This window comes from Exiguobacterium sp. BRG2, assembly GCF_031844245.1.
Lineage (GTDB): Bacteria > Bacillota > Bacilli > Exiguobacteriales > Exiguobacteriaceae > Exiguobacterium_A.
In genome coordinates this window covers 1-14,888 of the sequence record NZ_JAUZUW010000014.1, presented here as the reverse complement: position 1 = coordinate 14,888, position 14,888 = coordinate 1, and the positions used below count along the sequence as shown (strand labels likewise).

Annotated in this window: 13 protein-coding genes and 1 riboswitch; of the genes, 12 read left to right on the top strand and 1 reads right to left on the bottom strand. The window is 48.5% G+C overall.

Features of this window, described 5'->3' with window-relative positions; all coding sequences use genetic code 11:
• The first annotated feature begins 34 nt into the window (after window positions 1–34).
• The 10 genes from Q9R23_RS14585 (at window position 35) to lysA (ending at window position 10,852) form a co-directional block, all read left to right on the top strand.
• A complete protein-coding gene (locus Q9R23_RS14585; RefSeq protein WP_035412353.1) occupies window positions 35–1,240 on the top strand; it encodes an argininosuccinate synthase in 1,206 nt (401 codons plus the stop codon).
• Window positions 1,237–2,607 (top strand): argininosuccinate lyase, encoded by a 1,371-nt coding sequence (argH, locus tag Q9R23_RS14580; protein WP_290758276.1) that lies wholly within the window; start codon window positions 1,237–1,239, stop codon window positions 2,605–2,607. Before Q9R23_RS14585 ends, argH begins: the two co-directional genes overlap by 4 nt.
• Before the next feature lie 70 nt (window positions 2,608–2,677).
• A riboswitch (Lysine riboswitch) is annotated at window positions 2,678–2,855 on the top strand.
• Between the two features lie 112 nt (window positions 2,856–2,967).
• Window positions 2,968–4,167: an aspartate kinase gene (locus Q9R23_RS14575; RefSeq protein ID WP_290784115.1), complete on the top strand. Its 1,200-nt coding sequence runs from the start codon at window positions 2,968–2,970 to the stop codon at window positions 4,165–4,167.
• Window positions 4,168–4,180: 13 nt separating this feature from the next.
• Window positions 4,181–5,173, top strand: a complete 993-nt coding sequence (locus Q9R23_RS14570) for an aspartate-semialdehyde dehydrogenase (protein ID WP_311247361.1) — start codon at window positions 4,181–4,183, stop codon at window positions 5,171–5,173.
• 17 nt (window positions 5,174–5,190) lie between these two features.
• Window positions 5,191–6,072: a 4-hydroxy-tetrahydrodipicolinate synthase gene (gene dapA / locus Q9R23_RS14565; protein ID WP_087682094.1), complete on the top strand. Its 882-nt coding sequence runs from the start codon at window positions 5,191–5,193 to the stop codon at window positions 6,070–6,072.
• Window positions 6,069–6,815 (top strand): 4-hydroxy-tetrahydrodipicolinate reductase, encoded by a 747-nt coding sequence (gene dapB, locus Q9R23_RS14560; protein ID WP_290758287.1) that lies wholly within the window; start codon window positions 6,069–6,071, stop codon window positions 6,813–6,815. The genes dapA and dapB overlap by 4 nt, the downstream gene beginning before the upstream one ends.
• A complete protein-coding gene (dapD, locus tag Q9R23_RS14555) occupies window positions 6,802–7,509 on the top strand; it encodes a 2,3,4,5-tetrahydropyridine-2,6-dicarboxylate N-acetyltransferase (RefSeq protein WP_029340774.1) in 708 nt (235 codons plus the stop codon). Before dapB ends, dapD begins: the two co-directional genes overlap by 14 nt.
• A 25-nt stretch (window positions 7,510–7,534) precedes the next feature.
• Entirely contained in the window at window positions 7,535–8,467 is a 933-nt protein-coding gene (locus Q9R23_RS14550) for a branched-chain amino acid transaminase (RefSeq protein ID WP_023467124.1), read from the top strand.
• Complete coding sequence (gene alr, locus Q9R23_RS14545; protein WP_290758290.1) at window positions 8,464–9,522, top strand: alanine racemase; 1,059 nt, start codon at window positions 8,464–8,466, stop codon at window positions 9,520–9,522. Before Q9R23_RS14550 ends, alr begins: the two co-directional genes overlap by 4 nt.
• 13 nt (window positions 9,523–9,535) lie before the next feature.
• Window positions 9,536–10,852 carry a diaminopimelate decarboxylase gene (gene lysA, locus Q9R23_RS14540; protein WP_290758293.1) on the top strand — a complete coding sequence of 439 codons (1,317 nt, stop codon included), beginning with the start codon at window positions 9,536–9,538 and terminating at the stop codon, window positions 10,850–10,852.
• Between the two features lie 118 nt (window positions 10,853–10,970).
• Here the strand turns inward: lysA and Q9R23_RS14535 are convergent, their stop codons facing one another.
• On the bottom strand, window positions 10,971–11,966 hold the full coding sequence (locus tag Q9R23_RS14535; RefSeq protein WP_056063464.1) for a LysM peptidoglycan-binding domain-containing protein: 996 nt from the start codon (window positions 11,964–11,966) through the stop codon (window positions 10,971–10,973).
• Between the two features lie 192 nt (window positions 11,967–12,158).
• Between Q9R23_RS14535 and Q9R23_RS14530 the strand changes: the two genes are divergently transcribed.
• Entirely contained in the window at window positions 12,159–13,286 is a 1,128-nt protein-coding gene (locus tag Q9R23_RS14530; protein ID WP_290758302.1) for an ABC transporter ATP-binding protein, read from the top strand.
• Window positions 13,283–14,866, top strand: a complete 1,584-nt coding sequence (locus Q9R23_RS14525) for an ABC transporter permease/substrate-binding protein (RefSeq protein ID WP_214856396.1) — start codon at window positions 13,283–13,285, stop codon at window positions 14,864–14,866. The genes Q9R23_RS14530 and Q9R23_RS14525 overlap by 4 nt, the downstream gene beginning before the upstream one ends.
• The last annotated feature ends 22 nt before the right edge of the window (window positions 14,867–14,888 follow it).

Sequence of the window (14,888 nt, the reverse complement as noted above, 5' to 3'; positions counted from 1 at the left end):
GACAGATGAATTAAAAACCAGGAGGGAATTATACATGTCAAAGCAAAAATTAATCTTAGCGTACTCTGGGGGACTCGATACATCGGTGGCCATCAAATGGTTGAGCAAGGACTATGATGTCATTGCCTTATGCATGGATGTCGGAGAAGGAAAAGATTTATCCGTCATCAAGGAAAAAGCACTCCTCGTCGGTGCGATCGAATCAATCGTTCTCGATGTCAAAGAAGAATTCGCACAAGACTTTGTCTTGCCAGCCCTTCAATATGGCGCTCATTACGAAAATGCCTATCCGTTGATCTCAGCGCTTTCGCGTCCGTTGATTGCAGAAAAACTCGTCGAAGTCGCGCATGAATATGGTGCAACGGCGGTCGCACATGGATGTACCGGAAAAGGGAATGACCAGGTCCGGTTCGAAGTTTCGGTCGCGGCACTTGATCCGTCACTCGAAGTCATCGCACCGGTTCGGGAATGGAAATGGTCACGGGAAGAAGAAATTGCCTACGCGAAAGAAAACAATGTGCCGATCCCGATCAACCTCGATAGCCCATACTCGATCGACATGAACCTTTGGGGACGGAGTAATGAATGTGGCGTCCTAGAAAATCCATGGACAGAACCACCACAAGACGCATACGCGTTGACGGTAGCACCAGAAGACGCTCCGGATCAGGCAGAAGAAGTCATTATCGGCTTTGAAGCAGGTGTTCCAGTTTCCATTAATGGGACGACGTATCCATTAGCGAAACTGATTACGGAACTGAATATCATCGCTGGAGCACATGGGGTCGGACGGATCGACCACGTCGAGAACCGTCTCGTCGGTATCAAATCGCGGGAAGTCTATGAGTGCCCAGGCGCAACTGTTTTACTCAAAGCTCACGCTGCACTCGAGACGATTACATTGACGAAGGACGTCGCGCATTTCAAACCATTACTCAGCAAACAATATGCAGAAACGATCTACAACGGTCTCTTCCATGCGCCATTGACAAAAGGCTTGAAAGCTTTCTTGACGGCGACACAACAGGACGTCACAGGAGAAGTTCGCGTTAAACTGTTCAAAGGAAATGCAACTGTCACAGGTCGTCAGTCGGCTGTCTCGCTTTATGATGAGAAACTTGCGACGTACACGAAAGAAGATGCATTCGATCATGAAGCAGCAAAAGGTTTTATCAAATTACACGGTCTTGCCGTTTCAACGCATGCGAGTGTACATCGTCAGGCGGGTGTAACGAAATGACCAAACTCTGGGGTGGACGTTTTACGGAAAGTGCTTCCGCTCAAGCGGAAGCCTTCGGAGCATCAATCACGTTCGATCAAAAATTAGCAAGCGTTGATTTGAAAGGCAGTCTCGCACATGCACAGATGTTATTTGAACAAGGGATTCTCGCTCAAGATGAGTGGACACAAATCCAGCAAGGATTAAAGCAACTCGAAGCGACGTTAAAGGACCATTCCTACACATTAGCGGACGAAGACATTCATATGAATCTTGAGCGTTTGTTGACGGAACAGATCGGTCCAGTTGCAGGGAAACTGCATACGGCACGGAGCCGAAACGATCAAGTCGCAACCGATTTACATCTATGGCTGGAGCAGCATGTCGAAGCGTTGACGACGGCATTGCGCGAGCTCCAATCGGTCATCACGGAACAAGCTGAGCAACATATCGAGACGGTTATGCCGGGGTATACGCATTTGCAACGGGCACAACCAATCTCGCTTGCGCATCACTTGCTCGCTTATTTCTGGATGTTCGAACGCGATGTCGAACGATTGACGGATAATCAAAAACGGATCCGAAAATCACCACTCGGAGCGGGGGCGCTCGCGGGGACCACGTTCCCGATCGACCGTTTCCGTTCTGCCGAGTTGCTCGGTTTTGAGTCGGTTTATCCGAACAGTCTCGATGCTGTCTCCGATCGCGACTTCGTCATCGAATACCTCGGGATCGCCTCGACCGTCATGATGCATCTCTCGCGTTTTTGTGAGGAAATCATCATCTGGGCGTCGCAAGAATTCAGCTTCATCGAGTTATCCGATGCCTTCTCGACAGGCTCGAGCATGATGCCACAAAAGAAAAATCCTGATTTCGCTGAGTTGATTCGTGGAAAAACGGGGCGCGTCTACGGCAACCTGATGGGCTTCTTGACGACGATGAAGGCATTACCACTCGCTTACAATAAAGACATGCAAGAGGATAAGGAAGGAGTCTTCGATACAGCAGATACCGTTCTCAAGTCCGTTCAAATCTTCACCGGAATGATTGAATCCGCGACGTTTAAGACCGAAGCGCTCAAGAAGGCGACAATGCAAGACTTCTCGAATGCAACGGAACTCGCCGACTACCTTGTGACGAAAGGCATACCATTCCGCGAAGCACACGAAATCGTCGGGAAAGCCGTCCTCTACTGTGTGCAAAACGGTTGTTTCCTGAAGGACTTGAGTCTCGAAACGTATCAAAGGTTCCATCCAGACATCACAGAAGACGTTTATCCGCTCCTCGATCCGGTTCAAGCAGTGGCACGCCGGACAAGCTACGGCGGTACAGGGTTTGCTGCCGTGTCGAAGCAACTCGAACTCGCGAAGCAGCATCTTGCGACTTGACGGATTTTGAAAAAAATTAGTCAAATAACTGGATTTAACAAAAGATGTCTGCTATAACTGTAACTAACAACCGACAGATAGAGGCGCGGATGACATGAGTAGCATCATTCTTGAAGGCAAGCATGCTGAATGATGTGAAAGGGGAAGTCCGCCGAAGTGAACGAGAAGATGCTTCTTCTCATTTGCTGGTACAACGGTTAAGATCCGTTGTACTGCCGAAACCGATGTTTCGGAGCGCTATCTTACGTAAAAGAACGAATGACTTTGTCTTCGTTTGTCCGATCGTGATAACGACGGGCCGTAGGAACGCTCCTACCGGCCCGTCGTTTTTTTCTGTATCGGGACAAAGGAGATAGGATTGTGACAACTGTACTTAAATTTGGTGGAAGCTCGGTTGCGACTGTCGAACAGATTCAGTCTATTGCGAATTATTTGAAGAGTCGCGCAGCCGAAGGTGAAAAACTCGTCGTTGTCGTTTCGGCGATGGGCAAGATGACAGATTCTTTGATCGCTCAGGCGCAAGCCATCACGGATCGCCCTGAGCGGCGAGAACTCGATCGTCTGCTTGCCATCGGAGAAGAACAGACGATTTCATTACTCAGCATCGCCCTCAACTCACTCGGCGTCAAAGCGTTATCGCAAACAGGCGCACAAGCGGGAATCAGCACGATGGGATTGCATACGAAAAGTAAGATCAAACAGATTGATGGAGATCTATTACGACAAAAACTCGAAACGTACGATGTTGTCATCGTCGCCGGATTCCAAGGTGTCAACGAACTCGGTGATGTGACGACGCTCGGACGGGGTGGATCGGATACAACGGCTGTTGCCCTTGCGGCAGTCCTTGATAAACGGTGTGAAATCTACACGGATGTCGACGGTGTCTATACGGCTGATCCACGAATCCATGCCACTGCTCAACCGATTCCGCACATCTCATATGATGAGATGATGGAGATGAGCGCCCTCGGGTCGAAGGTCATGGAAATGCGGAGTGTCGAACTAGGAAAAAAATACGGCGTACACATCTTCGTCGGGAAAACACTTGAATCGAAAAGGGGAACATGGATCATGGAAGCGACGGAAACAATGGAACAAAAAGCGGTCACGAGTGTCAGTGTGACGAAGAACGTCTTGACGGTATCAATCAAACACGTACCGCAAACGAACGCAGCAGTAGCCGATATCTTCGAACTCTTATCGAACCGCCACGTCAACATCGACATGATCAGTCAAACGACGTTTGACAGTGACATCTTCCTATCGTTCTCCTGTCCACTCGACGAGGAAGAGTTCCTCGATGAAGCATTGAAAGACATCATGGATCGCTTCACGACAGTCAAGGTCGACCGCCACGATCAGCACGCGAAGTTATCTGTCGTCGGAATCGGGATGCGGGATGCAACAGGTGTTGCCTCAAAGTTGTTCGCGATCTTCCGAGCGGAGAATATCCCGTTCTATCAAGTCACGACATCAGAAATCAGCATCTCGTACACGATTGCACAAGCAGACATTGAACGGACGGTTGCAGCGATTGCAAACGCGTTCGAGTTATAAGGAGGAAAACAGCATGTATCATGTAGCCGTCATCGGAGCAACCGGCGCCGTCGGTCAAAAAATGTTACAAGTACTCGCAGAACTGGACTTCCCGGTCAGCCGCCTGTCCGCTTACGCTTCTGCTCGTTCAGCAGGGAACACGGTGCAGTTCAAGGGAGAAGATATTACGATTCAAGCGCTGACGCCAAACATCACGGAAGACGGGATCGATGTCGCGTTGTTCGCAGCAGGCGGAACGATCAGTGAGCAATATGCCCCATTACTAGCTGAAAACGGAACACTCGTCGTTGATAATTCAAGTGCCTTCCGGATGCAGGAGACGATTCCACTCGTCGTGCCAGAAGTCAATCCGCAAGCGATTCAAGCGACAGACCGCTTAATTGCGAATCCGAACTGTTCGACGATTCAATCCGTCGTCGCTTTAGCACCGCTCCAGTCACTGGGATTCGAACGGATCAACTATACGACGTATCAGGCCGTATCCGGTTCCGGTCAAAAAGGAATCGAGGATCTGGCACGCGGGGCACGCGGAGAAGAGCCCGTCAATTATCCGCATCCGATTCACGATAACATCTTGCCGCATATCGATGTGTTCCTTGAGAACGGTTATACGAAAGAAGAGCAGAAGATGATTGATGAAACACGGAAAATCTTCAATCTTCCAACATTGCCTGTCAGTGCGACATGTGTCCGGGTTCCAGTCACGAACTCTCACTCGGTTGCAATCAACGTCACGTTTACACAACCGACGACGGTTGCAGCGATCCGTGAAGCACTGGAAGGCGCACCGGGCGTCGTCCTCATCGATGATGTCGCGAATACGCGTTATCCGATGCCACTTGACGCAAGCGGGACGGACGACGTCTACGTCGGTCGGATTCGACAAGATGATAGTCTCGCGAACACGTTCCATCTCTGGTGTGTAGCCGACAACATTCGAAAAGGTGCCGCGTCGAACGCCGTACAAGTCGCACGCCAAGCAATCGAACAGTCGATTCATTCATAAAAAAGGAGGAGTTCTTCATGTTCAAAGGAGCAGGTACAGCGCTCGTCACACCATTTAATGAAGCAGGCGAGTTGGATTTACACGTATTCGAACGCTTGATCGAGCAACAACTCGCAGCGGGGATTCAGGCACTTGTCGTCGGAGGAACGACAGGAGAAGGTTCGACACTGACAAACACGGAATTCGAACAGCTATTGACGACTGCCGTTCAAGTCACGGCAGGACGAGTACCCGTCATTGCCGGAACGGGTTCGAACAACACGGCAGTAACAATCGAGAAGACATTACTCGCAGAACGCCTCGGTGCGGATGCAGCGATGCTCGTCACACCGTACTACAATAAAACATCACAAGCCGGTCTCGTCGCGCACTTCACGGCGGTCGCTGATGCAACCGAGTTACCAATCATGCTGTACAACGTTCCGTCGCGGACTGGTGTTGCGATCGCAGTCGAAACCGCAGTGACGTTAGCACGTCATCCACGCATCCAAGCGTTTAAGGAAGCGAGTGGAGACGTCAGCTTCATGGGTGAACTGATGGCGGCAATTCCGGAAGACTTCGCGGTCTTCTGTGGAAATGATGATCAAATCCTGCCGTATATGGCATGGGGGGCACAGGGTGTTATTTCAGTTCTCTCTAACCCGTACCCAGCAGAGACACAAGCACTTGCTGAGGCGTTACTCGCGCAAGATCTCGTCACGGCACGCCGGATTCAGGCAGACTTGTTACCGGTCATCGGTGCTTTGTTCAGTGATGTCAATCCGATTCCAGTCAAAGCATCGCTTGAAGAACTCGGTTTTGCTGTCGGTGCGCCGCGCTTGCCGCTCGTGCGTCAATCGGAAGCGGGACACGTCCACTTACTCGAAACGATGCGGGCTTACAAAGGAGTGGTTCGATGAAATTCGCGTTACACGGTTATGGGGCGACAGGACAATACGTCGTCGAACTCGCACCACAAAGTGTCGTAGCGATCGTTGACCGGACGAAGTCATCCGATACGATCGCTTCATATGCCGAGCTAACAGAGATGGCAGAAACGGTCGATGCGATCATCGACTTCTCGCATCCGAGTTTGCTACCGGATCTGCTCGCATATGGGTTGGCGACAAAAACACCACTCGTCATCGCGACGACTGGTTTTTCGGAGGCGGAACTGGCATCGATCAAGGACGCTGCAAAAGAAATTCCGATCTTCCAGTCGTATAACATGTCGTATGGTATTGCGATGGTGCAGCAACTGCTGAAGACACTTGTGCCACTAGCAGGAGCGTATGACATCGAATTGCTCGAGAAACATCACAACCAAAAAGTCGATGCCCCGAGCGGAACGGCGGAGTTGTTATTGCAAACGATTCAGACGGCACGTGACGTCACACCGGTATATGACCGGTCACAAACGCGGCAAAAGCGGGAGACGAACGAGATCGGGATGCACGCGATGCGCGGCGGTACGATCTTCGGAGAACACGAAGTCTTATTCGCAGGTGTCGACGAATTGATTGAAATCAAACATACGGCATTATCGAAAAAAGTATTTGCTTCTGGTGCGATCAAAGCAGCTGAGGCACTCATTCAAAAAACAGCGGGACTCTATACATTAGAGACGCTCTACACACAGGAGGATTCACATGTTACTCACTGATGCTTACGAAATTGCTAAATTCATTAAAGATGCTAAAAAACAAACACCGGTAAAACTTTACGTCAACGGCGATTTGGCGGGCTTGACGATCGAAGGTGCAACAGCGTTCGGATCAGATGAATCAAAGATTTTCTTCGCGGATGCAGGACTTGCGGCTACTTTCTTAGAAAAGTATTCAGATCGCATCACGGATGTTCACGTGGAGTATGACCGTCGCAACAGTGCGGTACCAATGCTTGATACACGTCACTTGAATGCGCGCATCGAACCAGGTTCATGGATTCGTGATCATGTCGTCATCGGTGATAACGCGGTCGTCATGATGGGTGCGATCATCAATATCGGTGCATCGATCGGAGATGGTACAATGATTGATATGAACGCTGTCGTCGGTGCACGTGGGACGATCGGGAAAAACGTTCATGTCGGCGCAGGTGCCGTGGTCGCGGGTGTCCTCGAACCACCTTCAAAAACACCTGTCATCATTGAAGACGGTGTCTTGATCGGTGCGAATGCAGTCATCCTTGAAGGCGTCAAAGTTGGTAAAGATGCCGTCGTCGCTGCCGGTAGTGTCGTCACAGAAGACGTACCTGCTGGAAGCGTCGTTGCCGGAACACCTGCACGTGTCATCAAACAGAAAGATGCGAAAACAGAAGAGAAGACGCAATTGGTGGATGATTTACGTTCACTCTGATTGACGTCGAAGAGGAGGAAAACACATGGCAGTGGATACACAGTATGGAGAAGCAATTTGGTTAGATGGAGTCTTTCATGATCCGAAAGATGCGAACACGAGCGTCATGTCACATGCGATTCACTATGGTAGTGGATTCTTTGAAGGAATTCGTGCCTACGCGACACCGGACGGACCGGCGATTTTCCAATTGAAGGAACATATCGAACGTCTTTTCCGTAGTTGCGCCTATTACCACGTCACGATTCCGTATACGGTTGATGAACTCGTCCAGGCGACGATTGATCTCGTTGCGAAAAACGGATTCGAATCTTGTTATATCCGTCCATTCGTGTTCCTCGGTACGCCATGGCAAGCCTTGATGGCGAAAGATACGACAGTTCATGTCGGCATCTCTTGCTGGGAGCTTGGGGAATACTTCGATAAAGGCGCTGGCATCCGTGCTAAAGTCGCGTCATATCGCCGCGTCTCATCAACGATGATGCCAATGCAAGCGAAAGCGGCTGCCAACTATATGAACTCACAACTCTTAAAAGGTGAAGCGATCCGTGATGGATTTGATGAAGCGATCGCACTCGACATGAACGGAAATGTCAGTGAAGCGAGTGTCGCGAACCTCTTCCTTCTTAAAAACGGAACGATTCATACACCATCACTTGATTGTTCAGTACTCGATGGTATCACACGCCAAGTCATTATCCGTTTGGCACAAGATCAAGGCTATCCTGTCGTCGAACGTCACATCGGACGCGATGAATTATATGTCGCAGATGAGATCTTCTTAACAGGAACAGCTGCTGAAATCACGAGTGTCGGCGAAATCGATCATATCTCCATCAACGGCGGAACACGGAACGTCGCAGATGAATTGCTCGATCTTTACCGTCAAGCCGTCACAGGTCAATTGCCGCAATACGCGGATTGGTTGACGTATGTGACTCCAGCTGTTGCGGAATGACGACGCGTACACTCGTTACGATCGATCGGAAGGCGGTGCGACAGAACGTCGCATCGGTCTTCGCTCGGTCACGTAAACATATTTTTGCCGTGGTCAAGAACAATGCATACAACTTAGGGATGCTCGAGATGGTCGAGACGCTGATGGCGTCTGATGTTCATCATTTTGCTGTCGCAGAGTTGTATGAAGCCATTGAAATTAAAACGAATTTTCCAGACAGTTATGTACTGGTGATGAATCCGACGGAGGATTTTGAAACAGCACGACGTTTCGGAATTGCACTCGGTGTCTCATCGCTAGAATGGCTCGCTCTCCACAATGAACAGCTGCAGGGAGTCGAGTTACATTTGAAGATCAACGTCGGGATGAACCGTTTTGGTGTCAGTTCGCTTCAGGAAGCGGAAGCTGTCCTTACGCTTGCGCAAGCAGATTCGCTCGCTTTAACGGGTTTATATACACACTTTCCACTTGCCGATGAACCGGATGCGGATCACGATGGACAAGTCGAACGTTTCGTCGCCATTGCCGATGTACTACGAAAGCGCCATACGTTTACGTATATGCACTCTGAAAACAGTGCAACGATCGTCAAACACGATCCGCGTCTCGCGTTTTGTAACTATGTCCGTCCCGGGATCTTCTTATTCGGCTATTCGCCGATCGAAAAGATGGACTGGCTCGTGCCATCGCTCCGGATGACGACGGAGGTCGTTGAAATTCGCGAAATCGGACCAGGTGAGCACGTGGGATATGGCACGAATTTTACGAGTACAGAACCGATGCGGATCGCTATTTTGCCCGTCGGCTATGGGGACGGTGTTGTCCGTGGACGGGCCGTTCTACCCGTTCATATTAAAGGGAAGCCTTATCCAGTTATCAATAAACTATTCATGAGCCATACGTTCGTCGCTGTCGATGGAACGGTGGAAGCCGGAGACGAAGTTGTGCTATATGGAGATGGCGTTGAAATTGACGATATCACCCGGACAGGAGCAGCGAACAATTCAGAGCAGATGTGTGCCCGGTCTTGGCGTTTGACGCATCAGTATCTATAAGGAGGAACTTATTATGTATGGAAGTCAATACCTGACAGAAGAAAACAACACGTTGCACATCGATGGTGTCGCAGCGACCGATCTTGCAGCACAGTACGGAACACCGTTGTACGTGATGGCAGAACGGGAGCTGACGGATCGACTGGCGACCGTCCGGGAACACTTCCTTGATAAGTATCCGAATACGTATGCTTCCTTCGCTTCTAAAGCATTGACTGTCAGTGCGGTGTATGAACAAGTCGTGCGTCATGGTCTTGGAATTGACGTCGTCACGGGCGGGGAACTCTTCATCGCCCGTCAATCGGGCGTTCCAGCAGAGCGAATTTATTTCCATGGTTCGAATAAATCAACGGCTGATCTTCAGTATGCTGTCGAAGAAGGTGTCGGACGAATCGTCATCGATCACTTTGCAGAGATTGCACAACTGGAAGCGATTGCGGCACAAGCTGGTCGAACGGTTCATGTCTTGATTCGGATCGTGCCACAAGTCATCGGTGGAGCGCATGCGAAAATTCAGACAGGTGGTGTCGATACGAAATTCGGTTTCTCGACACATGCGTCAGATTACTTGGACGCAATCGAAGCAATTTTAGCATCAGAACATCTATCGTTACTTGGCATCCATTGTCATGTCGGTTCGCAAATCCAAGATCCGTCGCTGTTCGAACAGACGGCTCGGACGATGATGGGCTTCGTCGAAACAATTCGTGTACAACATGATTTCACAGTCAGCGAAGTCAACGTTGGAGGTGGGTTCGGAATTGCCTATACGCAGGACGACCAGCCACTTGATTTTGAAGCGACGATCGCACGCGTCATGGATGTCATTGAGACGGAAACGGCACGACTTGGCATCGAACGTCCGCGAATCGGTATCGAACCAGGACGCTGGGTCGTTGCGAATGCAGGGACGACACTTTATACAGTTGGAGCAATAAAAGAGATCGAAGGCGTCCGGACATATCTTTCGGTGGACGGTGGAATGACGGATAACATTCGTCCCGCACTTTACGGAGCGGTTTATGAAACCGTCATCGCTAACCGGATGAGTGGCGAAACGACCGAAGTGACCGTCGTTGGAGCAGCTTGTGAATCAGGTGATCTCGTCGCTGAAAAAGCGCAGTTAGTTACGCCAAAGAGTGGCGATACCCTCGCTGTATTTGGAACGGGAGCGTATAACTTCTCGATGGCAAGCAACTACAATCAATTCTTACGTCCGGCACTCGTCTTCGTTCAGGACGGGGAATCCCGCGAAGTCGTCCGTCGACAAACATATGCGGACTTAGTTCAGTGTGATCTTGGAATCAGTGGGGTCCGTTCGGAGTCATAAGAGGTGACGGGTCAAGCGATTGACGACAAAAAAACCGGCGTTTCGCCGGTTTTTCATACATGTGACGATTCTTCTCGCGACTAGAGAGGAATCGTTTTTTTTGCTGTGATCAGTCTATTTATTTTGGGATTTTCAAGACTTGTCCAACGAGTAAGAGATTCGGATTTGTGATGCCGTTCGCCTGCATTAATGCTGTGACGGTGACGCCGTAACGTGTCGCAATCGAGTAAAGTGTATCACCCGCTTTAACCGTATACGTCGTTGTCGGGATTTTTAAGACTTGACCGACATTGAGTAGACTCCAATTCGTGATGTTGTTCGCACTCGCGAGGGCAGAGACCGAGACATTGTATTTACGGGCAATCGAATAGAGTGTATCGCCCGCTTTGACAGTATACGTCGTACCGGTTGGGACCGTAGAACGCAACAGTTCTGAAATCGTGACGAACGAATAGCCTTTTGCTTTTAATTTCGAAATCATCGTCGGCAGGGCGGTTGGTGTTCCTTTCGCACCAGCCCCAGTATGCATGAGGATGATTGATCCAGGAACGACTTTTGGTAACACACGATCCAAGATGGCTGTTGAAGAGATTCCTTTCCAATCCGTCGAATCGATATTCCATTGAATCGTTTTCGTATAACCAGCCGCTCCGACGACACTCAATACCTTACTGTTACTCGCACCGAACGGCGCCCGAAAAATCGGTTTCGTCGTTTTTCCGGTCAAGGATCGGATGAGCGACTCCGTCCGGGATAATTCACTTGTCATTTGGCTTGCTGATAAAGTCGTGAAATCCGGATGTGAATACGAGTGATTGCCGATTTGATGTGTTGGAGAGGCGGTTGTGATGTTTTTAATCGATTGAGGATGGTTGTTTGCACCACTGCCTGTTAAAAAGAAAGTAGCTTTCACTTGATTACTTTTTAAGACACTTAATATTTTGGCAATGTTCGTTCCATCTGAACCGTCATCAAATGTCAATGCGACGACTTTTTTGGTCGTCGTTCCTTTTGTGACAAACGTAGAACTCGCTGCATCGACCTGTGAGGGAATTGAAAGTGGGGTTAGGAGAAGCAATCCGATCATCATGATGGTGGGTTTCTTGATGTTCATCGTTAAGGGCCTCCTTCATCAAAACATGCTTTATCAGTACTCTTTATTTAGGTATTCCCTTTATTTTTAAAAAAAGAACTAAGAATTTCCCCTTTTTCAAAGAAATAAAACTGATCTAATGGAAATTTGTTTAAACCGTAACCTTTTTGGGAAACTATAATATATGGAAATAGTAAAAAGGAGTGAGAAGGAATGATCGAATTCAAAAACGTCGGCAAGCAGTTTAAGGAAAATGTCGTCTTAAAAGGCTTATCGCTCGAGATTCAAAAGGGTGAACTCGTTGTTTTCATCGGACCAAGTGGTTGTGGGAAAACGACATCACTTAAAATGATCAATCGATTGATCGAACCTTCTTCAGGTACGATTTTGGTCAATGGGAAGGATATCATGAAGACGGATACGATTGAATTAAGACGCCATATGGGATATGTTATTCAGCAAACTGGTCTGTTCCCTCATATGACGGTCCGGGAAAACATTCAATTGATTGCTGGACTTGAGGGGAAAGATCACGATGAGATGGATCAGCGGACAGAACAACTATTAACGATGGTCGGGCTTGATCCGAGACAATTTATTGATCGTTATCCGAGTGAACTCAGTGGCGGACAGCAGCAACGTGTAGGTTTCGCGCGTGCTCTGATGAATGATCCTGATGTCATCCTGATGGATGAGCCGTTCAGTGCTCTCGATCCCGTTACTCGTAATGATTTGCAGGAAGAGCTTTTCAACTTACAAGAGGAAGTGAAAAAGACGATTGTTTTCGTCACTCATGATATGGATGAAGCGATCAAGTTAGCGGATCGGATATGTATCATGCGTGATGGGGAGATCGTTCAGTTTGATACTCCAGAAGAAATCCTGCGTCATCCAAAAGATGAATATGTCGAATCGTTCATCGGAAAAAATAAAATTTGGAGTAGTCCAGAATTCATTAAGGCAGAAGATATCATGATTGAGGATCCAGTTTCAATCAGTGGCAAACGTACATTGCTACAGGGAATTGAAATCATGCGTGGGCGAAAAGTCGACAGTCTATTGATCACTGATCGTGACCGCGTTTTACAAGGGCTGATTAAGTTAAAGAACATCCAGACGATCCCGGATAAGAGCCAACGGATTGAAGAAGTAATGGAGGGCGAGATCGTTGGCGTCAATGAACACGATTCGTTACTTGATGTCCTTGAAGTCATGAATCAGGAAGAGACAGGTTATCTGCCGGTAACAGATGCAACAGGAAAACTAAGAGGATTAATCACACGTAGTAGCTTACTTTCCGTCTTGAGTGAGCAATTCATTCATGAGGAGGAAGTTCAATGAACGGTTTCTTTGATTATGTAAAAAATAATACCGATCAAATCGGTGACTTATTACTGGAGCACTTACAGCTGACGGTCTTTGCCGTCGTCATCGCCGTCGTCCTTGGGATTCCGATCGGGATTTTAATCACGCGCTATCAAAAGTTCGCAAAACCGGTCCTCGCGCTGACGAGCGTCGTGCAAGCCGTCCCGAGTCTTGCCTTACTCGGTTTCTTAATTCCGTTCATCGGTATCGGATCGACACCAGCGATCATCATGGTCGTGCTCTATTCACTCTTGCCGATCGTCAAAAATACGTACACAGGTCTATCGAGTATTCCGGGAGATACGCTTGAAGCAGCAAAAGGAATTGGTTTGACGGATCGTCAAATCCTCAGTAAGGTCCAGATTCCGCTTGCCTTACCGATCATGATGGCAGGGATTCGGATTTCAGCCGTCACAGCGGTCGGTTTAATGACGATTTCAGCATTCATCGGTGCCGGTGGTCTTGGTTACCTCGTCTTTTCAGGTATTCAAACGGTTGATAATAACCAGATTCTCGCCGGAGCGATTCCAGCTGGTATTTTAGCCCTTGTCATCGACTTTGTCGTCAGCCGGATTGAATATTCGGTGGCACCGAACGGTATTCCGCTCGCGGATGGTCGAATTAAAAACAAGGCACGGAAACGCCGTAAAGCGATGTCAGCGGGACGCAAGATCGCGATCGCAAGCATCGTCTTCCTATTGGTTGGTGGTACAGTCGCTTATTCTTTCCTCAAGGAAGATAAGATCGTCATCGGATCGAAGAACTTTACGGAACAGTTGATTCTTGGAAATATGTTAGCGGATTTAATCGAAGATAAAACGGATCTACAAGTCGAACGTCAATTAAATCTCGGAGGGACGAAGGTCGCTTACGGGGCGCTTGAAAAAGGGGAAATTGACGCATATGTCGAATACACAGGGACATTGTTGATCGACGTGCTCAAGCAAGAGGTCGAGACGGATCCGAAAACGGTCTATGCAAAAGTCGGGAAGATGATTCCCGAAAAAAGTCAGGTCGATGTCCTAGATCCGATCGGCTTCAACAATACGTATGCTCTTGCCATGACAAAAGAAGACATTAAGAAGTACGACTTGAAGACAGTGTCGGACATGTCAAAAGTCAGTGATCGCTTGATTCTCGGTTCAACGATTGAATTCGCGAACCGTGAAGATGGTTATCTTGGTCTAAAGAAGAAGTATCCGGATATGAAGTTCAAAGATGTACAACCAGTTGATGGAGGACTTCGCTATACAGCATTGACGAACGGTCGAACGAATGTCATCGATAGTTTTTCAACAGACGGTCTTTTGAAGAAGTTTGATTTGACTGTACTCAAAGATGATAAAGAGTTCTTCCCACCATACTATGCGGTACCACTTGTTCGTCAAGAAACCATTAAAGAACATCCAGAGCTGAAAAAAGTCCTCAACACATTGAAGGATAAAATCACGGATGAAAAAATGCAAGAACTGAACTACAAAGCAGATGTTGAGAAACAACGTCCTGAAAAAGTCGCGCGCGATTTCTTGATTAAAGAAGGGTTGATTTCTAAATAAACAGATAGAGCCGAGGCGGGAA

What these genes read in the sequence shown, in the direction of transcription:
- dapB (WP_290758287.1), top strand. Translation starts at nt 6,069, where the DNA reads ATGAAATTCGCGTTACACGGTTATGGGGCGACAGGACAATACGTCGTC.
- Q9R23_RS14535 (WP_056063464.1), bottom strand. Translation starts at nt 11,966, where the DNA reads ATGAACATCAAGAAACCCACCATCATGATGATCGGATTGCTTCTCCTA.
- Q9R23_RS14530 (WP_290758302.1), top strand. Translation starts at nt 12,159, where the DNA reads ATGATCGAATTCAAAAACGTCGGCAAGCAGTTTAAGGAAAATGTCGTC.
- lysA (WP_290758293.1), top strand. Translation starts at nt 9,536, where the DNA reads ATGTATGGAAGTCAATACCTGACAGAAGAAAACAACACGTTGCACATC.
- alr (WP_290758290.1), top strand. Translation starts at nt 8,464, where the DNA reads ATGACGACGCGTACACTCGTTACGATCGATCGGAAGGCGGTGCGACAG.
- Q9R23_RS14525 (WP_214856396.1), top strand. Translation starts at nt 13,283, where the DNA reads ATGAACGGTTTCTTTGATTATGTAAAAAATAATACCGATCAAATCGGT.
- dapD (WP_029340774.1), top strand. Translation starts at nt 6,802, where the DNA reads ATGTTACTCACTGATGCTTACGAAATTGCTAAATTCATTAAAGATGCT.
- dapA (WP_087682094.1), top strand. Translation starts at nt 5,191, where the DNA reads ATGTTCAAAGGAGCAGGTACAGCGCTCGTCACACCATTTAATGAAGCA.
- Q9R23_RS14550 (WP_023467124.1), top strand. Translation starts at nt 7,535, where the DNA reads ATGGCAGTGGATACACAGTATGGAGAAGCAATTTGGTTAGATGGAGTC.
- argH (WP_290758276.1), top strand. Translation starts at nt 1,237, where the DNA reads ATGACCAAACTCTGGGGTGGACGTTTTACGGAAAGTGCTTCCGCTCAA.
- Q9R23_RS14570 (WP_311247361.1), top strand. Translation starts at nt 4,181, where the DNA reads ATGTATCATGTAGCCGTCATCGGAGCAACCGGCGCCGTCGGTCAAAAA.
- Q9R23_RS14585 (WP_035412353.1), top strand. Translation starts at nt 35, where the DNA reads ATGTCAAAGCAAAAATTAATCTTAGCGTACTCTGGGGGACTCGATACA.